Origin of the sequence: Sinomonas terricola (assembly GCF_034931225.1) — a bacterium.
Taxonomy (GTDB): domain Bacteria; phylum Actinomycetota; class Actinomycetes; order Actinomycetales; family Micrococcaceae; genus Sinomonas; species Sinomonas terricola.
Genome location: NZ_JAYGGQ010000010.1, coordinates 139,502 through 159,861, shown reverse-complemented (window position 1 = coordinate 159,861; position 20,360 = coordinate 139,502). Strand labels below are relative to the sequence as shown.

General features: G+C 69.7%; 18 protein-coding genes and 1 pseudogene. 11 read left to right on the top strand and 8 right to left on the bottom strand.

The genetic code is table 11. The features are described from left to right. Positions 1-28: 28 nt before the first annotated feature. The 3 genes from SPF06_RS13800 to SPF06_RS13790 all read right to left on the bottom strand — a co-directional run bounded on the left by SPF06_RS13800 (position 29) and on the right by SPF06_RS13790 (position 4,043). On the bottom strand, positions 29-667 hold the full coding sequence (locus SPF06_RS13800) for a TetR/AcrR family transcriptional regulator (protein ID WP_323279683.1): 639 nt from the start codon (positions 665-667) through the stop codon (positions 29-31). Continuing rightward, on the bottom strand, positions 664-3,183 hold the full coding sequence (locus SPF06_RS13795; RefSeq protein WP_323279682.1) for a beta-glucosidase family protein: 2,520 nt from the start codon (positions 3,181-3,183) through the stop codon (positions 664-666). Before SPF06_RS13795 ends, SPF06_RS13800 begins: the two co-directional genes overlap by 4 nt. A 137-nt stretch (positions 3,184-3,320) precedes the next feature. Further along, positions 3,321-4,043: a hypothetical protein gene (locus SPF06_RS13790; RefSeq protein ID WP_323279681.1), complete on the bottom strand. Its 723-nt coding sequence runs from the start codon at positions 4,041-4,043 to the stop codon at positions 3,321-3,323. Positions 4,044-4,126: 83 nt separating this feature from the next. Here SPF06_RS13790 and SPF06_RS13785 point away from each other — a divergent pair, with 83 nt between their 5' ends. After that, positions 4,127-4,663, top strand: coding sequence for a MarR family winged helix-turn-helix transcriptional regulator (locus tag SPF06_RS13785; RefSeq protein ID WP_323279680.1), 537 nt, complete (start codon positions 4,127-4,129; stop codon positions 4,661-4,663). 28 nt (positions 4,664-4,691) lie between these two features. On the opposite strand, the gene SPF06_RS13780 is transcribed toward SPF06_RS13785, so the two are convergent. Next, positions 4,692-5,189, bottom strand: coding sequence for a 2'-5' RNA ligase family protein (locus SPF06_RS13780; RefSeq protein WP_323279679.1), 498 nt, complete (start codon positions 5,187-5,189; stop codon positions 4,692-4,694). A gap of 42 nt (positions 5,190-5,231) precedes the next feature. On the opposite strand from SPF06_RS13780, the gene SPF06_RS13775 reads away from it, so the two are divergent. From SPF06_RS13775 to SPF06_RS13765, 3 genes are all read left to right on the top strand, one after another. Beyond that, complete coding sequence (locus tag SPF06_RS13775) at positions 5,232-6,155, top strand: D-isomer specific 2-hydroxyacid dehydrogenase family protein (protein ID WP_323279678.1); 924 nt, start codon at positions 5,232-5,234, stop codon at positions 6,153-6,155. Positions 6,156-6,330: 175 nt separating this feature from the next. Beyond that, entirely contained in the window at positions 6,331-6,897 is a 567-nt protein-coding gene (locus tag SPF06_RS13770) for a hypothetical protein (protein ID WP_323279677.1), read from the top strand. 31 nt (positions 6,898-6,928) lie between these two features. Next, positions 6,929-7,552: an isochorismatase family protein gene (locus SPF06_RS13765; protein ID WP_323279676.1), complete on the top strand. Its 624-nt coding sequence runs from the start codon at positions 6,929-6,931 to the stop codon at positions 7,550-7,552. A gap of 153 nt (positions 7,553-7,705) precedes the next feature. On the opposite strand, the gene SPF06_RS13760 is transcribed toward SPF06_RS13765, so the two are convergent. Then, positions 7,706-8,017 (bottom strand): putative quinol monooxygenase, encoded by a 312-nt coding sequence (locus SPF06_RS13760; RefSeq protein WP_323279675.1) that lies wholly within the window; start codon positions 8,015-8,017, stop codon positions 7,706-7,708. A gap of 261 nt (positions 8,018-8,278) precedes the next feature. Between SPF06_RS13760 and SPF06_RS13755 the strand changes: the two genes are divergently transcribed. Continuing rightward, complete coding sequence (locus SPF06_RS13755; RefSeq protein ID WP_323279674.1) at positions 8,279-8,692, top strand: alpha/beta hydrolase fold domain-containing protein; 414 nt, start codon at positions 8,279-8,281, stop codon at positions 8,690-8,692. Positions 8,693-8,702: 10 nt separating this feature from the next. Here the strand turns inward: SPF06_RS13755 and SPF06_RS13750 are convergent, their stop codons facing one another. After that, complete coding sequence (locus tag SPF06_RS13750; protein ID WP_323279673.1) at positions 8,703-10,190, bottom strand: multicopper oxidase family protein; 1,488 nt, start codon at positions 10,188-10,190, stop codon at positions 8,703-8,705. 50 nt (positions 10,191-10,240) lie between these two features. Here SPF06_RS13750 and SPF06_RS13745 point away from each other — a divergent pair, with 50 nt between their 5' ends. Both SPF06_RS13745 and SPF06_RS13740 read left to right on the top strand, forming a co-directional pair. Beyond that, complete coding sequence (locus tag SPF06_RS13745; protein WP_323279672.1) at positions 10,241-10,990, top strand: NUDIX hydrolase; 750 nt, start codon at positions 10,241-10,243, stop codon at positions 10,988-10,990. A gap of 189 nt (positions 10,991-11,179) precedes the next feature. Then, the gene (locus SPF06_RS13740; protein WP_323279671.1) at positions 11,180-12,706 is read left to right on the top strand and encodes a S8 family serine peptidase; all 1,527 of its coding nucleotides are present in this window, start codon (positions 11,180-11,182) and stop codon (positions 12,704-12,706) included. Positions 12,707-12,773: 67 nt separating this feature from the next. On the opposite strand, the gene SPF06_RS13735 is transcribed toward SPF06_RS13740, so the two are convergent. Next, the gene (locus tag SPF06_RS13735; RefSeq protein WP_323279670.1) at positions 12,774-13,919 is read right to left on the bottom strand and encodes an ROK family transcriptional regulator; all 1,146 of its coding nucleotides are present in this window, start codon (positions 13,917-13,919) and stop codon (positions 12,774-12,776) included. 284 nt (positions 13,920-14,203) lie between these two features. On the opposite strand from SPF06_RS13735, the gene SPF06_RS13730 reads away from it, so the two are divergent. The 4 genes and pseudogenes from SPF06_RS13730 (at position 14,204) to SPF06_RS13715 (ending at position 18,983) form a co-directional block, all read left to right on the top strand. Further along, a complete protein-coding gene (locus tag SPF06_RS13730; RefSeq protein ID WP_428985768.1) occupies positions 14,204-15,982 on the top strand; it encodes a glycoside hydrolase family 13 protein in 1,779 nt (592 codons plus the stop codon). A gap of 12 nt (positions 15,983-15,994) precedes the next feature. Beyond that, complete coding sequence (locus SPF06_RS13725) at positions 15,995-17,287, top strand: extracellular solute-binding protein (protein ID WP_323279669.1); 1,293 nt, start codon at positions 15,995-15,997, stop codon at positions 17,285-17,287. After that, a pseudogene (locus SPF06_RS22140) lies at positions 17,284-18,051 on the top strand (carbohydrate ABC transporter permease); the annotation flags it as partial. The gene SPF06_RS13725 and the pseudogene SPF06_RS22140, both read left to right, overlap by 4 nt. Continuing rightward, positions 17,973-18,983 (top strand): glycoside hydrolase family 66 protein, encoded by a 1,011-nt coding sequence (locus SPF06_RS13715; RefSeq protein WP_428985767.1) that lies wholly within the window; start codon positions 17,973-17,975, stop codon positions 18,981-18,983. The pseudogene SPF06_RS22140 and the gene SPF06_RS13715, both read left to right, overlap by 79 nt. Here SPF06_RS13715 and SPF06_RS13710 read toward each other — a convergent pair. Continuing rightward, a complete protein-coding gene (locus SPF06_RS13710; RefSeq protein ID WP_323279665.1) occupies positions 18,970-20,265 on the bottom strand; it encodes an aminotransferase-like domain-containing protein in 1,296 nt (431 codons plus the stop codon). The two genes, SPF06_RS13715 and SPF06_RS13710, sit on opposite strands and share 14 nt — an antisense overlap. Between the last annotated feature and the right edge of the window lie 95 nt (positions 20,266-20,360).

Sequence of the window (20,360 nt, the reverse complement as noted above, 5' to 3'; positions counted from 1 at the left end):
GTAGCGACAAGGGGCAGACGACGGCGCGTCACGCCTTCCAGCGTGCCGTGAACGCCTCGACGAGCACCTCGAAATCCGTGGCCATGTCCTCGTACGAGCCGTCGGAGAGCCATTGGACCTGGAGGCCGTCCATCCCGGCGACGAGGCAGCGGATCATCGCCTCGACCGGCGCATCGGGGCGCAGCGTGCCGTCCTCGGCGGCCTCGCGGAACGCCGTGCGGAACATCTCGCGCGCCTGCGTATGGTGCTCGACGAGCCACGCGTTCGCGGGATGCGCAGCGTCGACTGCCTCGCCCGAGACCGTCGTGTAGAGCCGCACGATTCCCGGCTGCCCCTGATTGACCCGAACGAGTCGGACGAGGCTCTCCACGAACTCCCACCCGCGGAGCCGCTCGCCGGTCGGCGCGAGGGCGATGGCGGAGTCGAGCGCGTCCCGCCGCTCCATGACGGCCCTGAGGAGGTCTTCCTTGGTCGGGAAATAGTGCAGGAGGCCGGTCTGGCTCAGGCCGCACGCCCGCGCGATCGCGCTCATCGACGTGCCCCGGTACCCCTCCTCCGAGAACACGCGCGCCGCCGTCGCGAGGATCTCCTCACGGCGCGCCGCGCTGTCCGCGCCTTTGGGCCGGCCGCTCGAGCGGCGCGCGGGGCGGGACGACGGCGGACTCACCTCAGCGATACCCGCGCCTTCACGTCGCCGAGGCCGCGGGCGACGACGAGTTCCCCGCCGGTCAGGGGGGCCCAGCCGTTCGCGGCTTCGTCCCAGCGGCGGAAGAGCCGCGGGTCGCAGGCCACGCGCACGATGGCGGTCTCGCCGGGGGCGACGTCGACTCCCGCGTAGCCCGCGAGCCGCACCGGCTGGGCATCGTCGTCGGGGGCGAAGTAGACCTGAACGGTCTCGCGGGAGGGGCGCTGGGAGGTGTTGGTGAGCTCGACGTCGAGGACGGGCGCAGTGCCCTCTGCGGCGGGGGCGGCGAGCCGCGCTGTCCCGTACTCCCACGCGCCGTAGCCGAGGCCGTGGCCGAACCAGAACAGCGGGGCCGGGGCGGCCCCGGCGTGCCAGCCGCGGTAGCCGATCGCGGTGCCGTCGTTGTAGTCGAGGCCGAGGTCCTCAGCGGGTGTGACGTTCCATGCGGGGGCGGCGCCGTCCGCGGCGGGGTAGCTCGTGACGAGGCGGCCGGCGGGCTCGGCCTCGCCCGTGAGCGCGGCGGCGATCGCGTGGCCGCCCTCCTGGCCGGGCAGGCCCGCGATGAGGACGGCGTCGACGTCGTCGAGCCACGGCATGAGCACGGGGGTGGCGGCGTTGACGACGACGACGGTCCGCTCCGCCGCCGCGGCGACCCGCCGGACGAGCTCGTCCTGCAGGCCCGGCAGGGCGAGGGTCGCCTTGTCCGAGGCCTCGGTTTCGTCTTCTTCCGTGAGCCCCACGACGACGACGGCGGTGCCCGCCTCGCGCGCGGCGGCGACGGCGTCGTCGATCGCCTGATCGTCGGTGCGCCCGGCGGGCTCGGCGACGAACGCGACGGCGCCGAAGCCGGCCATGCTGAGAAGGTGGCTCTCGTCAGAGACGTTGACCACGGGGTGGGCGTCGAGTACGGCCCGCCAGTCGACGGGAATGAGGTCGAGGCGCGCCGTTACGGCCGCGCCTGCGGGGAGCGTGACGGCCTCGGAGAACGCGGGCGGGCGCAGCACGGCCTCGCCCGGGTCGAAGCCCGAGAAGCCGAGCTCGGCCGCGAGCTCGGTGCCCCCATCGGCGGCAATCTTCCAATTCCCGGCGCCCATGCCGCCTAGTCGCACTCGCCCGGCGTCGTTCGCGAGAGTCGCGGTGAAGACGACGGCGGCGGGTGACTCCGAGAAGTCGTCGTCCCAGCCGACGGTAATCGCGGTGCCGCCCTCATGGCGGCTCGCGATCTCGGTGCCCGCGGCGTTGAGGTAGGTGACCCGCATGCCGGGCTCGCCCGTGACGGGGTCGGTGACGAAGGCGGGGCTGGCCGGGACCGGGCGGCGGCGCACGTGCACGCCGTCGACGACCGTGACGCGTTCGCCGAACCGGGCGGTGAGGCCCTCGGCGACGGTGGACTGGTAGGGCGGGTTGACCTGGGCGGAGCCGCCGCCCATGTCCTGGGTCGCGACGGCGTGGCGGCCGATCAGGGCCACTGCGCCTGCGCCGTCGAGACCGCCCGCGAGGGGGAGCAGATCGCCGTCGTTCTTCACCACGACCATGCCGCGCGCCGCGATCCGGCGCAGCTGCTCCTTGCGGAGCTCCGAGTCGGGGGCGGGCATCCCGGGAGCGAAGGGGCGGGGGCCGGAACCGTCGCGGTCCAGGCCGCCCGTGCGCTCGGCCAGGAGCAGGAGCCGGGCGAGGTGGTCGTCCACAGTGGCCTCGGCCACGTCCCCGCGCCGCACGGCCGCGACGAGACGCTCGCCCCACGGGCCGGCCGGGCCGGGCATGACGAGGTCGAGGCCCCCGTTCGCGGACTCGACAGTCCGCTTGGTGGCGAACCAGTCGCTCATGATGAGCCCGTCCCAGCACCACTCGCCCTTGACGATCTGGTTTTGGATGTGGTCCTGCTCGGTCGCCGCGACCCCGTTGACGTCGTTGTACGCGGCCATCATCGACCACGCCCCCGCGTCCTGGACGGCCATCTCGAACGGCAGGAGGTACACCTCCCGCAGGGCCGTCTCGGTCACCCGGGAGTCCATGAAGTTCCGCAGCGTCTCGGACTCGTTCGCCACGAGGTGCTTGAGGCACGCCCCCGTGCCGTTGCCCTGCATCCCGCGCACGTATGCGGCCGCGGTGCGCCCAGTCAGGTACGGGTCCTCCGAGTACGCCTCGAATAGGCGGCCGCCGAGGGGGGAGCGGTGGAGGTTGATCGTCGGGCCCAGCACGACGTGGATGCCCTGCCGGTGTGCCTCCTCCGAGAGCATGCGCCCGACCTCCTCGGCCACCGAGTCGTCCCACGAGCCCGAGATCAGCGTCGCGTTCGGGAAGAGGGCGACGGCGTCCCCGCCCATGAACTTGAGCCCCCGCACGCCCGTGGGGCCGTCCGAGAACGCGAGTGGGGCAAGGCCGATCGTGTCGTTGCCCGGGAGCGTGAACGCCGTATCCCCCGTGAGCAGATGCACCTTCTGCTCAAGCGTCAGGCGTGCGATGAGCGGCGCGAAGGTGTGGTTGCCAAGGGACATCGGTGTCGCTCCGGAGCTCGGAATGGGTAATAGCAAGCATCAACTATTCCAGAGTGGGGCGTGGGGTGCAAGACCCCGCGGGGCGGGGTACGGCGGGGTGGAGCCCGGTGCGCGGCGCGGCGGGAGGGCAGTGCTGCTCACTCCCCGCGTCGCGGGACCTCGTGCCGATTGCGGGGAAGGGTGAAGCCGACGACGGCGAGCCACGCGAGCCCAGCGAAGCGGACGACGGGCAGGAGATAGTCGAAGGCCGGCCAGAACATGCCCAGGAACGAGATCTCGCCTGCAGCCGCAAGCACGAGGCCGGTCCACGCGAGCCACCGCGGCGTGAGGCGGAGGATGAGCGCCGGCACGGCCGTGCCCGCGATGAGCAGCCCGGCGCCCGTGGCGAAACCGAAGCCGCCAAGCGCGAAGGCGGCGTCGGCGACGAGGTGCACGAAGGCGCCCGGGGTCTCCGAGGCGGTCTGGCTGAGGGCCCAGATGACGAGGCCGGATGCGCCCTGCATGACGGAGGAGGCAATGCCGCCGAAGAATCCGATGTTCGGGCCGGGCACGCGGATCCCGAGCCGGAGGAGCCGCGCGTACGTCGTGGCGACGTAGATCCCGAGCGGCACGGAGGCGCCGAAGGCAAGGAAGCCGGTGAGGGCCGCCGAGAAGGAGTGGTCGGCGAAATAGCGGGCGACGGCGTCGGACGAGGCCGACGGCGAGGGATACAGGGCGCCCGCAGCGAGGGCCGGCAGGGCGACCGTGGCGATCGAGAGCACGAGCACGACGATCGCGAGGATTCCCGCGTTCGGTCCGTCGGGGCGGCGGGCGGGCCGCGCGGCCTTGGGGTCTGCAGTAGGTGCTGTCAGATCAGTCACGGCAGTAATTATTCATCTAGTGAATCATGCAGTCAATGCTGTATTGTGGATCCATGCCAGAGAGTTCGAGGGCAGACGCGCCCGTGCCAGATCAAGGACGTCCAGCCCGCATCGGTTTTCTGCTCTCTCAGCTCGGGGCCCACGCCGCCGAACTCTTCGCCGACCAGACGCGCGGCCTCGGCATCACGCCGTCGGAGGCCGGCGTGATCCGCATCATCGGCAGGTCCCCAGGCATCAGCCAGCGCGAGCTCGCCCAGACACTCGGCTCGGTCCAGAGCCGAGTGGTGGCGCTCATCGACCGGCTCGAGGGTGCCGGGCTCGTCACGCGGACGCGAAGCTCCGCCGACCGCAGGGTCCAAGAACTCCGGCTGACCGAGTCCGGGTCCGCCGTGCTCCGCGCCCTGCGGCACGCGGCCGAGGCGCAGGAGGCCGCGATCGTCGACGGCCTGACTCCCGATCAGGCCACCGCGCTGTTCGGGCTCCTCTCGAAGCTGAGCTCCCTGCGCGGCCTCGACGCCGAGGTCCACATCGGCTATCGAGAGGCGGCGAGCCCCGTGAAATCGACTGTCCCCACCAGCTACCACGACGCGGCGAGCCCCCTGAAATCGACTGCTCCATAACTGTCGTTTTCAGCCTTCAAAACGACAGTTACGGAGCAGTCGATGAAGTCCGCATGGCAAGTGCCGCGACCGCGACCACCTGCGGGCGACCCTGCCCGGGCCCCGGCTCCATGTCCACGAGCGCGAGCTGCGCGAGCCGCAGCCGCTGGCCCTCGACGGCGGCGCCCTTCGACGTCGTCGTGACATGCGGGCGGAAGCCCTCACCCGTGTAGCCGGGCGAATCGAACGCGATGCCGAGCGTCGCGAGCGCGCCCGCGAGGACGGCATGCATCGCGCGGACCTCGGGGGAGTCGACGAGCGCCACCGGCGTATCGTGCCGCGGGCCGAAAAGCTCGGGCGGCCCCGCGACGGCGTCGACCGGGCCATGCTGGGCGGCGACCTCGCCCATGCGCGCGGCGAGCATCGGCGTCGTCGCCCGCGTCGAGAAGACCGGCGCGACGGTCACGTGGAGCGGCCAGTCCCGCACCGCGTAGCGCTCGCCGAGCGCCATGGGCGCGAGGGGGAGGACGACGGCGAAGCGGTGCACTCCCTGATCCTACGGTTCAGGGTGCGCCGTTAAGCTGTGGCCATGACCACCACGCCCCGCATTGCGATCCACGGCGACGTCCTGCCCTTCCTCACCGATGCCATCGCGGCGGCGGGCGGCGTCGTCGTCGGCCTCGGGGAGCAGCCCGACGCCCTCGTACTCGACCACGGCAACGACAAGCACGCCCTTCAGGACATCCTCGACTCGACGCCCTCGGTCCGCTGGGTCCAGCTCCCCTCGGCGGGCATCGAATCGTACACGCACGCCCTCGCGGCGCACCCGGACAAGGTGTGGACGAGCGCGAAGGGCGCCTACGCGAAGCCCGTCGCCGAGCACGCCCTCGCGCTCACGCTCGCGCTGTACCGTCGCCTGCCCGAGCGCGCGGCCGCCCGCTCGTGGGGGCAGCCCGCGGGCACGTCGCTGCACGGGCTCACGGCCCTCGTGATCGGCGCGGGCGGGATCGGCATCGAGCTCCTGCGGCTCTTCGCGGCGTTCGACATGCAGATCGACATCGTGCGGCGCACCGATGCGCCCGTCCCCGGGGCGCGACGGACGACGACGGCGGAGCACCTCCCCGATGTTCTCCCCGAGGCTGACGTCGTCGTCGTGGCCGCGGCTCTAACGCCTGGAACCTCGAAGCTCATCGGCGAGGCCGAGCTCGCGGTCATGAAGCCCGGTTCGGTGCTCGTGAACATCGCCCGGGGCGGCCTCGTGGACACGGACGCGCTCGTTGCCGCCCTCGCCGAGGGGCGCATCCTCGGGGCCGGCCTCGACGTGACCGATCCCGAGCCGCTGCCCGACGGCCACCCCCTGTGGGACGAGCCCCGCGCGCTCATCACACCCCACACCGCAGACACCCTCGAGATGATCCGGCCGCTCCTCGGCGAACGCGTCGAGATCAACGTGCGGCGCTTCGCGATGGGGCTCCCGCTCGAGGGCCTCGTGGATCCGGCGGCGGGGTACTGAGCACTTCGGGGTACTTTCCGGGTGTGCGCGCCGTCCTCCCCGACCCTTGCGCCGTCCTCCCCACGATTCGTACGCTCCGACGGCGGAGCTCCCGCGGATTTCCGCGGCACTGCGGGCGGCGCGACGCCGGAAACTGGGCAGCTTCGCTGAAAGGCCGGGGAGGACGGCGGAGAAGATGGGGAGCCGAGCACTAGCGGGAGCGGCCGCGGTCTGGGCGCTGCTCATGGCCGCCGTCCTTACGGGCTGTTCCGACGACGGCGCGTGGGCGCAGAGGAGCCCGCAGCTGAGGGTGACTGTCGCCGCGGGGTGCCCGGCAAGTCTCGGCCCTGCCCAAGACGTCGCCAACGATCGCCAGGCAGGCGAGGCACTCGTTCCCCACGACATTCCAGACCGGGCCCTCCTGTGCATCTATGAAAGCAGGGCCTCCGAGGGGCCGGGTGCAACGGGGATCAGGAAGCAGGCTCGCCTCGCGGAAGCGGAGGCCATCGAGCTTGAGAACGCCGTGGCGGCGATCTCGCTCAAGTCACCCAAAGGACCGGCCGCGTGCCCGGCCGCGTTGCCGGGCGCCGTGGCCATCATCGACTTCCACTTCCCGAACGGCACCGACTTCGACCTCTGGTACAACACCACCGGCTGCCAGACCCTCGACAATGGCACGCGGGCAGCCTTCTCGGGCGCAAACCCTTCGTTCTATGAAGGGTTCGCCCCGGTCTATCTCAGGTTCACGGGTGTTCGTCCGTAACCCCAGCCCCGGTGTGGGAGTCTTGGCTTCCATGGCAACTTTTGCTTCCGACGTGACGCCCTACGACCCGCGGAAACTTGACGACCCGCGCGGCGGCCACGGCTTCGAGGTGGACCCGGGCCGCTGTTCCGTCCTGGTCCACGATCTGCTCCCGTACTACGTCGACGTGCTGGATCAATTGACGCGAGACTCGGTGATCGCGGGCTCGCGCAGGGTCCTCTCCTGGGCGCGGTCGCATGGCGTTCCGCTACTCGCGTCCGCCCCGCGCCCCGCGACCGGGATCGAGCAGCGTGGGCTCGGCGGGCGGCTCTGGGGCCTCGGGCCCAGTGCGGGCCAAGCCGCCGAAAGCTGCTTGCGCGAGCTCGCGGAGCGCGACGTCGTCTGGCTGGGAAAACGCAGCCTGAGCGCCTTCTTCGCGACTGACCTTGACGTCGAACTGAGGCGTACCGGGCGCGATCAGCTTGTGATCGTCGGAGTCTTCGCGTCCCAGGGGATTGTTGCGACGTCCTTCGACGCCCTCGCGCGGGACATCGAATGCATCGTCGTGAGCGACGCCGTCGCGGACTACAGGCCCGAGCTGCACAGCCTCGCGATGCACCAAGTCGCCCGCTCGACGGGCCAAGTGATCTATGCCGAGGACCTTCCGGCAGGGTGAGCCCCCGGCGACGCGCCGGAGCGATACCTGCGGCAGCTCGACTGACGCGGCTGGCCTCGCAGCCTGCGCTTCTGCTGCCCGCGGCCGCTTATCCTCGCCGGATCCGGGCAGCTGAAGCGGTCGAGGGCAGCGGGTGTCGCTGGCCCTGCTCGCTTAGAGCAGCCCCTGCTCCGGGGTGCCCGCCTCGAGCGGGGTCATGGTCGTGACGACCGTCGGGCGCGCGACGAGCGGGTCGACGACGGCCTGGAGCGCCGCGACGGCGGTGCCCCGCGCATGCGCCTTAAGGTGCTCCGCCGAGGTCCACTTCTCGATCATCGTGATCGTGCCGTCGGAGGCATCGTGGATTGCGTAGCGGAGGCAGCCCACCTCGTCGTGGACGGCGGGCATCGTGAGGCGTAGGGCCTCGACGAGCTGCTCGCGCTGGCCCTCGGCAGGGTGGAAGACGGCGGTGACGACAACGGGCATGGTTTGATCCTACCCAGCGCTCCTACACTGAGCGGACCGCGTTCGCGGTTGCAGCTCTCGGGGAGGACGGCTCCGTGGCATTGGACGAGCACGCCAAGGCGTTCCTTGAGGCGTTCCGCGCGCTTGGCCTTCCCCCGTTGAGCTCCCTGACGCCGCGCGAGGCCCGCGCGCTGGATCGCGACCTGAGCCAGTCCGCGATCGAGCCCCCGCCTATGCACAGGGTCGAGGACCTTGAGCTCGTGAGCGTCGACGGCGAGCCCTATGCCGTGCGCATCCTCACTCCCGTCGAGGCCCCCGACGCCGTCATCGTCTATTTCCACGGCGGCGGCTGGGTGCTCGGAGAAGCAGCTCGTGCTCGACCGGCAGGCGATGGAATGGTTCTGGGGCCACTACGCCCCGGTCGAGCGGCGATCCGAGCCCGAGGCGTGCCCGCTCCGTGCCACGAGTTTCGCCGGGCTGCCGCGGGCCGCTATCGCCCTGGCCGAATTCGATCCGCCCTTCGACGAGGGCCGAGCCTATGCGTCGGCCCTGAGATCCGCGGGGGTTCCGGTGACGGACCGCGTCTTCCTCGGGCAGATGCACGGTTTCATCTCGTTGTACGGAACGTTGCCGGCCTCCGCTGAGCTTCTCGAATGGATCGCGGAGCGGGTCGGGGAGACTGTCCGCCCGCACTGAGCGGCGCGACTCAGTGCTGCATTCCCTCCATCGAGAGGCTCGACGGCCCCGTGCCGTCCTCGGTCACGAGATACTGCCCCATCATCCCCTGGTCCTCGTGCGTGACAACGTGGCAGTGGTACATGTATGGCACCTTCGCGTCGGCGTACGCGGGCATCCGCATCGCGATGCGGCTCCGGTCGCCCGGGAGCAGCGGGATTGTGTCCTTCCAGCCCCGCACGTGCGCGGGCGGCGGCGTCCCGTTGACGTCGAGGAGCTGGAACTGCACGCCATGCACGTGGAAGTTGTGCTGGTAGGCGTTCGTGTTGTCCACGAGCCACACCTCGGTCGAGCCCTTCTTCACGATCTCGTCGACCCTGTTCATGTCGACCGTGTGGTTGTTGATGTTCCGCCCGTTGAGCGTGAAGCTCCGGATGTGCGCGCCGGAGACCTCAAGGGCCGGGATCACAGCGAATGCCGCGGGCAGAGCGGGCGACGGCGCGAGGGTCGCCGCGGCGTCGAGGCGTACGACGTCGAAATCCCTGCCGCCGCCGAACGCGTCCGCGGGGTTCACCGAGCCGAGTTCCGGCGCGAACGAGCGGAGCATGACCGACTCGCCCGGGGCCATCGAGACGACGATCTCCGCGCGTTCGGCCGGTGAGAGCTGCACACGGGTGACGGGAACGGGCGCGGCGAGCAGGCCGCCGTCGGACGCCACGACATGGAAGGTGCGCCCGTCCGCGAAGCCGAAGTTGAACCAGCGGCCGCCGCTCGCGTTGAGCAGCCGGAGTCGAACGCGTTGCGTCGTGACGGCCAGCGTCGCGCCGAGGACGCCGTTGGCCGCAATCGAGCTGCCGAGCGTGCCGAGTGAGTTGCCTGACGAATCGAACGTGAGCTGGCCGTTCGCGTCGAGGCGGCGGTCCTGGACGATGAGCGGGAAGTCGTCGACGCCGTACGCGTGGGGGAGGCCGCCGGGGGACTGGTCGTCGTCGATGACGAACAGGCCCACGAGCCCGAGCGAGAGCTGCTTCTCGGTGCTCCCGTGCGGGTGCGGGTGGTACCAGAGCGTCGCGGCCGGCTGGTCGATCGTCCAGGCGGGCGACCCCGTGGCGCCGGGTTCGATCGCGAGGTGCGGGCCGCCGTCGTCCGCCGCGGGGAGCCGCATGCCGTGGAAGTGGACGGTCGTGGGATCGCCGAGCTGGTTGCGGATGTCGATGCGCACGCGCTCGCCGCGGGCCGCGCGGAGCGTCGGGCCGAGGTAGGAGCCGTTGTAGCCCATCGAGTCGGCGGGCTTGCCGGGCACGAACTCGTGCTTTCCGGCCTGGGGCGCGAGGGAGAACACGCGGACGCCGCCGTCGAGCCGCGATTCGGCGAGCGGCGGCACCGGGAGCGGCGTGCCGAAGCCGACCTGGGGGACGTCCTCCGGCGCCGCGCACGAGGAGAGCGTCGAGGCGAGGGTCGGGGCCAGCACCGTGGCCGCCGCGGTGGCGCGGAGGAGCTGGCGGCGGGAAAGAAGCACGTCTTCTAGCGTACGGCGGCCGCTGCCCCGCCCCGCGCGATACTGGGTGCATGCCCGAGAGCACCGCCCCCGCCGACGCCGCGACCGTCGTCATCCTCCGTGACGGTTCCGGGCCGGACGGGGAGGCGAGGGTCGAGGTGCTGCTGCTCGAACGGCACGGCCGCGGCTCGTTCGCCGGCGCGTGGGCATTCCCGGGAGGCCGTGTGGACCCCGAGGATGCGCACCCCGGCGACCCGGCGCCGTCGCCCGCGGACGACGACGACGGCGCCGCCCCCGCCGCGGTGCCCCTCGCTGTGCGTCGTGCTGCGGTGCGCGAGACCTCGGAGGAAACGGGGCTCGCGCTACGCGACGCCGATCTCGTGGACCTCTCGTGCTGGATCCCGCCGCAGCGCGTCGAGAGGCGACTGCGCACGTGGTTCTTCCTCGCGGCGGATCCGGGCGGCGAGATCGTGCTCAACGACGCCGAGCACGTCGCGTTCGGCTGGATCACGCCGGCGACAGCCCTCAAGCGGCACGCGGCCGGCGAGCTCATGCTGTTCCCGCCCACGTGGGTCACGCTGCACGGGCTCCTCGACGCGGAGACCGCGGCGCTCGCCCTCGCCGAGGCGGCCGCGCGCCGGCCGGGGCGATACGCGAGCGTTCAGCTCTTCGGCGAGGACGGCCGGATCGAGGCCGTGATGTGGCCCGGGGACTCGCAGTACGGCGATCCCGCCGCCGCAGGAACAGCCCGGCACCGGCTCACCCTCACGGCGCTGCCGTGGGTGTACGAGCGCACTCCGCCACCATCGACTGCTCCGTAACTGTCGTTATCAGGCCCCAAAACGACAGTTGCGGAGCAGTGGATGCTTGCGAAAGGACTGAGTCAGACCTTCCGCAGTGTGACGTACGCCACTAATGTCTGTCGCGCACAGCAACGATCCTGCGCTGGCGCACACAGCATCGATCCCCGCGGGAGGGCCACCGTCCGCCGCGGGGGAACGGAGGCACCCATGCATCGCTTCACCCGCATCCTGACGCGTGTTGTCGCGCCCGTCGGCGCTGTTGCGCTCGCGGCCGCGTTCACGACGGCATCGTTCTCGCCGGCCGCGGCGGACACCGCCCCGGCGGCCTCCGGGCCCGCCCAGAACTACCTCGTCCTGTACAAATCCGGCGGCAGCGCGGCGGGGGCTTCGCTTGCCGCGATCGCCCAGGCCCGCGGAGCGGTCGTCCAGAACTACGCCCAGATCGGCGTCGCAGTCGTCTCCTCTGGCGCGTCTGGATTCGCAGCCCGCCTCCAGGCCGCCGATCCGAGCGTCGACTCCGCGGCAGCAACGGCGTCGTTCGGGGTCTCCCTCGCCGGAGATGCCGCAACGGACGCCGCGGATCCGGTCTCGCCGCCCACGCCCGCGCCCGGCTCGGACAATCTTTCGGGGCTCCAGTGGGACATGAACCAGATCCATGCGCCCGAGGCGCGCTCGATCAGCGGCGGCAGCAGTTCTGTGGTCGTGGGGGACATCGACACGGGCCTGGACTTCACGCACCCCGACCTTGCGCCGAACGTCGACTTCTCGCGCAGCGTCTCGTGCCTGGGCGGCGTGCCGGACCAGACGCCGTCGGCCTGGATGGATGACAACGGCCACGGCACGCACACCGCCGGCACGATCGCGGCCGCGAAGAACGGGATCGGCATCGTGGGCGTGGCCCCGAACGTCAAGCTGGCGGGCATCAAGGCCGGGGATGCTGCCGGGTTCTTCTTCCCCGAGGCCGTCGTGTGCGCGTTCATGTGGGCCTCCACGCACGGGATCCAGGTGACGAACAACAGCTACTTCGCGGATCCGTGGCTCTTCAACTGCAAGAACGATCCCGCTCAGCGGGCCATCTGGGAGTCCGAGCGGCGCGCGATTCGCTTCGCGCAGCAGCAGGGCACGACCGTCGTCGCGGCCCTCGGCAACTTCGCCGATGACCTCGCGCACCCGACGCAGGACCTCCAGAGCCCCGACAACACGACGCCCGTCGCGCGCGACGTGACGAATGCGTGCGCTGTGGTCCCAACCGAAATTCCCGGGGTCATCGGCGTGACGGCGGACGGGAACAAGCAGTTCAAGTCGTTCTACTCGAACTACGGGGTCGGCGCCGCAAACGTCATGGCGCCGGGCGGCGATTCGGTCCTGCAGCGGACCGCCGCGGCGGTCAATGGCCGCGTGCTCTCGACCTGGCCGGCGTCGCGCATCGGCTCGTGCCTCCGGAAGGTCTTCGACAGTGGGGCGACGTATTGCTACATCCAGGGCACGTCGATGGCGTCCCCGCACGTCGCGGGTGTCGCGGCGCTCGTGGTGAGCTCGGGCGTGACGAGTCCGGGCGCTGTCGCGGCGCAGATCATGGGCACGGCGGACCCGATCGCCTGCCCCGACACCGCGATGTACGCGTTCTTCCCGTCCGTCGACAACGGTGCGCCGCAAGTGTGCCAAGGGGGAACGGCGTACAACTCGTTCAGCGGCAACGGGCAGGTGAACGCGCTGAGGGCCATCGGAGGGTAGCGCTGGGCGCACGTCATGAGGCTTCCGCGACAAGAGCCTCGTGACGGCGCGGGGGCCGATCCGCAGGTCAGGGCTGCGGCTGCTGCATGGCCGCGAGCGCCGCACCGCGAGCCCAATAGATGTCGTCCACCTCGATGCATTCGAGGGGTATCGCGGTGGCATGCCTCTCGCGGTCTTGCCGGCGGCCGGCCTCGACAGCGTCGGCCGCCGTGTAGGCAAGGCCGACGCCTTCGCCGGTGAGGATGATCTTCTCGGGCATCGCGAAGCCCGAGGCGATGGTGAGAAGCCGGCCGAGCGCGAAGCCTGCCTGATCCACTGCGGCGCGCGCGAGCGGATCTCCTGCCTCGGCGAGCTGGAGCACCTCGTCGTACCTTACGACGCGCCCCAGAGACACTGAGGCGTGCGTCTCGATGTTCCGGATGCTCAACATGACGTTCGCGCATCCGCGATGGCCGAGGTCGCACGTGGGCCCGGTCGCGTCCAGGGGCGTGTGGCCCACCTGTCCCAGGCCTGCGTTGGCATCGTGAATGAGCTGGTTGTTGATGACTAGTCCGTAGCCGACGCCGGCGCCGATCGTGAGGATCACGAGGTTGGCCACGCCCTGCCCGGCCCCCTGCCAGTGCTCGATGAGCGTAAGGGCATTCAGGTCGTTCGTCACCGTGACCGGGATCTCGGTATGCCCGCCGAGGTATCTCGCGAAGGGGACGTTCTCCCAGTGCAGGAAGGGCGCGTAGCCCACCTCGCCGCCGTCGAGCACCTGCCCGCCCAGGCATACGCCGAGCCCCGAGACGGGGACGGGATGCTGTTCTTGGAGTTCCTTCGCCGTGAGTGCCACGAGTTCCGCGACGCGCTGAGGCTCGGTGGATTCGAGGGGGGCTTGGGCGCTGGCCAGGACGTCGGTGCGGAGGTTCACGAGCGCCGCGTACACATGGGTGCCCGTGATCTTCACGCCGATGAAGTGATGGCGGTCGGCGTCGATCTCGAGAGGCTGAGTGGGTCGGCCGGTGGGCCCCACATGGCGGTCGGGCGTCTCTCTGATCTCCCCGGAGGCCAGCAGCGGCTTGGTCACGCGGCTCAGGCTCGCGGCCGAGAGCCCGAGGCGCTCGGCGAGGGCGCTGCGGGAGAGAGGCCCCTCCACCAGCAGGCGATACAGCACATCTCGGGTAGAACCCGGCTCGCCGAGCCAACTCGGATGCACAGGCGTCGCGTCCACTGATTGCCTCCTTGCAGCTATCCCACTGCGATTCTGGCAGAAGTTAGGCTTTTGCGCCAGAACTTCGAGACCTCAGATGAGGGGGTCGGTCCGGGTTTGAATCGCCTATTGACACTCTGGAACTTCTGTGACAAAACTTTGAGTGTTGAACAGATCACATCCTGAGGTGAATCGGTCTCATCGGCGGCGCAAGGCAGAGCCAGCCCGAGACCGCGTTCCCAGCCGGGAATCAGCCCGCTTCGGCCCATCCTCTTCTCTGCGAACTTTCTGCGAAGGTGCCCCAGTTGACAGTCATCTCCCCCCAAGAACGCGAAACCGTTCCCCGCGAGCGCGATTGGTTCCGCAGCGCCGTGGTGTATCAGGTCTATCCGCGCAGCTTCGCGGACTCGAACGACGACGGCGTGGGCGACCTGCGCGGGATCATCGGCAAGCTGGACTACCTCGAGCGTCTCGGGGTCGATGTCGTCTGGCTTTCGCCCGTCTACCGGTCCCCGCATGACGACAACGGGTACGACATCAGTGACTACCAGGACATCGATCCGCTCTTCGGATCCCTCGACGACCTCGATGACCTCATTGCCGGACTCCACGGGCGAGGAATGAAGCTCGTCATGGACCTCGTGGTCAACCACACCTCGGATGAGCATCCGTGGTTCGTGGAGTCGCGGGCGTCGAAGGATTCCCCGAAGCGGGACTGGTATTGGTGGCGCCCGGCGCGTTCCGGCTTCGTTCCGGGCGAGCCCGGGGGCGAGCCGAACAACTGGGAGTCGTTCTTCTCCGGCCCGGCCTGGGAACTCGATGAAGCGAGCGGGGAGTACTACCTTCACCTGTTCTCGCGGAAGCAGCCGGACCTCAACTGGGAGAACCCCGAGGTTCGCGAATCGGTCTACGAGATGATGCGGTGGTGGCTCGACCGCGGCGTGGACGGGTTCCGGATGGACGTCATCAACTTCATCTCGAAGGACCCCGCCCTGCCAGACGGTCCCGTGCGCGACGGCCGGCCCTACGCCGACGGAACGGCATCGTTCATCTCCGGGCCGAGGATCCACGAATACCTCCGCGAGATGCACGAGCAGGTGTTCGCCGGCCGGGAAGAGGCCCTGCTGACGGTGGGCGAGATGCCCGGAGTCACAGTCGAAGACGCCGTGCTCTTCACGGACCCCGCGCGCCGCGAGGTGGACATGGTGTTCCAGTTCGAACACGTGGGCCTCGACCATGACGGAAGCAAGTGGAACCCGACCAAGCTGCGCCTCACCGACCTCAAGGCCTCCCTGGGCCGGTGGCAGGCCGGCCTTGCCGAGAGGGGCTGGAACAGCCTGTACTGGGGCAACCACGACCAGCCGCGGGTCGTCTCGCGGTTCGGGGACGAGAGCCCCGAGTACCGTGAGCTCTCCGCGAAGATGCTCGCCGGAGTGCTGCACCTGCACCGGGGCACGCCGTACGTCTACCAGGGCGAGGAACTCGGCATGACGAACATGCCCTTCGCCACGATCGACGATTACCGCGATATCGAGGTCCTCAACCACTTCCGGGAGGCGACCGAGCTGCTGGGGGAGGACCCTGCCGTCGTCCTCGCCGCACTCGCCCCGCTCAACCGGGACAACGCCCGCACGCCCGTGCAGTGGGACGCGGGCCCGAACGCGGGCTTCACGAGGGGCACGCCGTGGATCGGCGTCAATCCCAACAGCGGCGCCGTGAATGCCGAGGAGCAAATCTCGCGCGAGGACTCGGTCTTCACCTTCTACCGAACACTCATCCGCCTGCGTCACGAGCTGCCCGTCATCGCCCACGGCGACTTCACCATGCTCCTGCCCGACGACGAGGAGGTCTACGCCTACATTCGGCGCCACGAGGATCACGAGCTGCTCGTGCTCGGGAACTTCAGCGCCCACCCACGGATTGCCGAGGTCGCGGACCCTCTTTGGGCCGACGCGCGGCGGCTCCTCGGCAACTATCCCGACGCCCACGGACTGGCCCTCAGGCCATGGGAGTTCACCGCCCTGCTTCGCCCCATCCCCATCCCCGTCCCCCTTGCCCCGCTGGACACAGAAGTCCAGGCATAGAAAGGTTCCACCATGAAACGATCGCTGGTCCTGCCGACCATCGCGCTGGCTGCCCTGACCGGCCTGGCCGCCTGTGGCGTCGGCGCCGGATCATCCCAGAGCGCGCCGTCCGGCAACGAGCTCTCGCCCAGTGCGTCCGTGTCCGGCGAGATCACGTTCTGGCACGCCTACAGCGCCGGTGGCGGAGAGATCAACGCCCTCGAGAAGACCATCATCCCCAACTTCGAAAAGCTCCACCCCGGGGTCAAGGTCCACGACGTGCAGGTCCCGTCCTCCGACATGCACCAGAAGCTCATCACGGCAACAGCGGGCGGTGCGCTGCCCGACGTCGTGCGTGCGGACATCGTCACGGTTCCCGAACTGGCCAAGCTCGGGGTGCTCGCGCCGCTGAGCGACGTCATGCCCGACTTCCAGACCTGGGCGGCAAAGATGTTCCCCGGTCCGCTGGCCACCAACAAGTACAAGGACAAGTACTGGGGGCTGCCGCTCGACACCAACACGAGGGTCGTCATCTACAACCAGGATGCGCTCACGTCCCAGGGCATCAGCCAGGTCCCGAAGTCTTTGGATGACCTCAAGGCGGCGGCCAGCAAGGTGGGCGGCGGCAAGTTCATCTTCGCCGAGGGCGGATCCGGCGCCTGGAACCTCCTGCCCTTCATCTGGTCCAACGGCGGCGAGATGACCAACGCCGACGTGACCAAGGCGACTGGCTACCTCAACAGCCCCCAGACGGTCGCCGCGATCCAGATGCTCGTCGATATGTACAAGGCCAAGCAGATCCCCGGGAACATCCTCGGCGGCAGCGGCGACACCCCGACGTCGGACGGCCTTGCGAAGGGGCTCTACGACACGATCGTCGACGGCCCGTGGACCTTCCCCGGCCTGACGGCCTCGTACCCGAGCTTCAAGCCGGCTACCGAGCCGATGTTCTCGGGCTCGGCCGGGAGCATCAGCGTGGTCGGCGGCGAGGATATCGTCATGACACAGCAGTCCAAGAACAAGGCCCTCGCGGCCGAGTTCACGCGGTACATGCTCTCGCCCGACGCGCAGCAGGCGATGGGCAAGGTGGGCCAGCTCTCCGCCGAATCCGCTCTCGCTGCCGATATGGCCTCGTACGCGCCGTACTACGCGCCCTACCTCGAGCAGCTCAAGACCGCCCGCCCGCGCCCCGCAACCCCGCAGTGGGCCAAGGTCGACGACATCTTCACCAAGCAGGTCCAGCTCGCCTTCCAGGGCAAAGCGACGGTCCAGCAGGCGCTCGACTCCGCGGCCTCCCAGATTGATCCCCTCCTCGCGCAAGGATGACCATGTCCACCGAAGCGCCGTTCCGTGCCCGCACGGAACAGGTTCCCGCTCCGCCGCGGCCCTCAAAGCCGCGGCGGGGCGGGAGCTCCCGCCGCCCGGCCCACTGGTGGATCCCGTGGGCGTTCGCCGCGCCAGGCCTGGCCCTCTTCGCCCTGACCACCGGCTACCCGCTCGTCCGATCGCTGCAGATCAGCTTCTACCAGTGGTCGGTTCTTCCCGGGACGGACAGCCCGTTCGTCGGGCTCGACAACTATGCGAAGGCGCTCGGCGACCCGCAGTTCTGGACGAGCGTGGTCAACGCGGGGGCATACCTCCTCATGACAGTGCCCGCAACGATCGCCATCTCGCTCGTGTTCGCCGTCCTCCTGCACCGCCCCATGCCCGCCCGAACCCTCTTCCGGGTGCTCTACTACATCCCCGTGGTCACGAGCTGGGTCGTGGTGTCGCTCCTGTTCAAGTACCTCTTCAGCAGCGACAACGGCGCCGTGAACTGGTTCCTGCAGGACGTCCTCCACGCCGTCTCCGACCCGGTGCCCTGGCTCGAACAGCGCTGGACCGCCCTCGCAGCGGTCTCGATGCTCGGCATCTGGAAGAACCTCGGCTGGTGCATCGTCGTCTTCCTCGCGGCCCTCGGCGGAGTCCAGCAGGACCTCTACGAGGCCGCGGCGCTCGACGGCGCGAACACGTGGGCCAAGTTCGCCAACGTGACCTTCCCCGGCATCCGGGGAACCGTCATCTTCGTCGCGATCGTTCAGATCATCGGGGCGTTCAACGTCTTCCCCTCGATCCTCCTCATGACGAACGGCGGGCCCGCCGGCTCGACCGAAGTGCCCCTGACCTACATGTGGCCGCATCGTTCGTCGAGCTCATCGAACGGGCCAGGAAGGAACTGCCGGAAAGCCGTCTGGTCTTCAACAACGTCAACGACTTCCCCACGTGGGCCACCGCGGGCGCGCCACAGGACGCCGTGTACATCGAGGTCTGGCCGCCTCACACGACGCTCGGATCCCTCGCCCACGTCATCAACCGCGCGAAGGGCGCACGGCGCGGCCAGCCGATCGTCCTGGCCGCCTACCAGCACGTCTACTCATCCTCGGAGGACCAGGAAAGCGCGGACAGGGCCACCGCGCTCACGATGGCCACGGCGTTCAGCCACGGGGCCACCCAGCTCTTGGCCGGCGAGGCGGACAGGATTCTCGTGGATCCCTACTACGTCAACAACCACGTGGCCAACACCACGACCGAGCAGTTCCTGGCCCGTTGGTACGACTTCCTCGTCGAGCACGACGAACTGCTCATGGACCCGGCCATCGTGGAGGTCACGGGTTCCTACGCCGGCGGCTACAACGATGACGCCGACGCCGTCTACGCCGACACCCCCGTCTCCGACGAGCCCGCACCGGGAGCCGTGTGGCGGCGCATCACCCAGGGACCCTCAGGGCTCGTGATGCACTTGATCAACCTCAAGGGCCAGGAGGACGCCCTGTGGGACTCTCCCCGCCGCGAACCCGTCTCCCCGGGGACGGCGACTCTCAGGTATCGCCGCACCGGCCGTGGGCTCCCGCGCATCCGGGTGGCGGACCCGGACCTCGAGCCTCGCCTGACCGACGTGCACGTCGTTGTCGACGGCGATTACGTCACGGCCCAGCTTCCGGCCCCGCGCCTCTGGCAGATCGTCCAGATCACCGAAGACTAGCCGCGTTTGCCTCCACCGCGGCGCGGATCACGGGCGCGAGGCGGCGGACGCCTTCGCGGATCTGCTCGGGGGCCACGCCGCTGAACGCGAGCCGGAGCTTGTTGCTCGGAGCGTCCGACGGCGTGAACGCGGCTCCCGGGATGAAGACGACGCCCGCGTCGATCGCCTGGTAGAGCAGCGGATACGTGTCGATCCCCTCCGGAAGGGTGACCCACACGAAGAAGCCGCCATCCGGCGTCGTCCATTCCGCCTCGGCGGGGAAGTATTCGGCGAGGGCCTGGAGCATCGCCGCGCACCGCTCGGCGTACACCGCGCGGGACCCGGCGAGGTAGCCGCGCCAGTCGAAGACGCGGAAGAACTCGGTCACGAGCAGCTGTGTGAGGGACGACGGGCACAGCACGACGGCCTCGGCCGCGAGGTAGAAGCGGCGGTAGAGGTGCTTTGGCACGAGGGCCCAGCCGAGCCGGACGCCCGGGGAGAAGATCTTGGAGAACGAGCCGCAGTAGATGACGTCGTCGGGGTTGTTCGCACGGAGGGGCGTCAGCGGGTGGCCGTCGAAGCGCAGCATGCCGTAGGGGTTGTCCTCGAGCACGAGGATGTTGTGCTCGCGGCAGATGTCCACGACCCGCTGGCGGCGCTCGGCTGCGAGCGTGATGCCGGACGGGTTGTTGAAGCTCGGGATCGTGTAGAGGAGCTTGATGGTCTTGCCCTCGGCCTCGAGTTCCGCGATGCGCCGCTCGAGCTCTTCCGGCACGAGTCCCGCGGCATCCATGCCGATCGCCTCGACCTCGACTTGGTAGGCCTCGAATGTGTTGAGCGCGCCCACGTAGGTCGGGTCCTCGACGAGCACCACGTCGCCAGGGTTGCAGAACACCTTCGCTGCGATGTCCTGCGCGGACTGTGACCCGGTCGTGACGACGACGTCCTCGGACGAGGCCCCGACGATCCCCTCCTCGGCCATGATCTCGCAGATGAGCTCGCGCAGCTCTTCCGTGCCCTTGCCGCCGCCGTAGTGCAGCGCCGTCATGCCGTGCTCGGCGATGACCCGCTTCGCGGTCTCGGCGACGAGATCGACGGGGAGCTTGGCCAGGCTCGGCGAGCCGCCTGCGAGCGAGACGAGGCCGGGGCGGATGGAGATGTCGAAGACGTCGCGCACGGCGGACTGCTTGATGTTGTGGGCGCGGTCCGAGTAGAGCGCCTCGTGGCGGTGCTTGGCTTCGGCGCGCTCAAGGGCGGTCTGCGTCTCGGCGGTCAGGTCGACGGCGATGTCCTGTGAAGTCACTCACACAGCGTAGCGTGAAGTTTCCGAATATGCACCCTTTGTTGTTGACGCGACCCGGGGTGGCTGCCGCCTTCCCCCGCCCAAGGACGTCGGCG

What these genes read in the sequence shown, in the direction of transcription:
- SPF06_RS13795 (WP_323279682.1), bottom strand. Translation starts at nt 3,183, where the DNA reads ATGTCCCTTGGCAACCACACCTTCGCGCCGCTCATCGCACGCCTGACG.
- SPF06_RS13740 (WP_323279671.1), top strand. Translation starts at nt 11,180, where the DNA reads ATGCATCGCTTCACCCGCATCCTGACGCGTGTTGTCGCGCCCGTCGGC.
- SPF06_RS13775 (WP_323279678.1), top strand. Translation starts at nt 5,232, where the DNA reads ATGACCACCACGCCCCGCATTGCGATCCACGGCGACGTCCTGCCCTTC.
- SPF06_RS13725 (WP_323279669.1), top strand. Translation starts at nt 15,995, where the DNA reads ATGAAACGATCGCTGGTCCTGCCGACCATCGCGCTGGCTGCCCTGACC.
- SPF06_RS13755 (WP_323279674.1), top strand. Translation starts at nt 8,279, where the DNA reads ATGCCGTGCGCATCCTCACTCCCGTCGAGGCCCCCGACGCCGTCATCG.
- SPF06_RS13760 (WP_323279675.1), bottom strand. Translation starts at nt 8,017, where the DNA reads ATGCCCGTTGTCGTCACCGCCGTCTTCCACCCTGCCGAGGGCCAGCGC.
- SPF06_RS13765 (WP_323279676.1), top strand. Translation starts at nt 6,929, where the DNA reads ATGGCAACTTTTGCTTCCGACGTGACGCCCTACGACCCGCGGAAACTT.
- SPF06_RS13745 (WP_323279672.1), top strand. Translation starts at nt 10,241, where the DNA reads ATGCCCGAGAGCACCGCCCCCGCCGACGCCGCGACCGTCGTCATCCTC.
- SPF06_RS13770 (WP_323279677.1), top strand. Translation starts at nt 6,331, where the DNA reads ATGGGGAGCCGAGCACTAGCGGGAGCGGCCGCGGTCTGGGCGCTGCTC.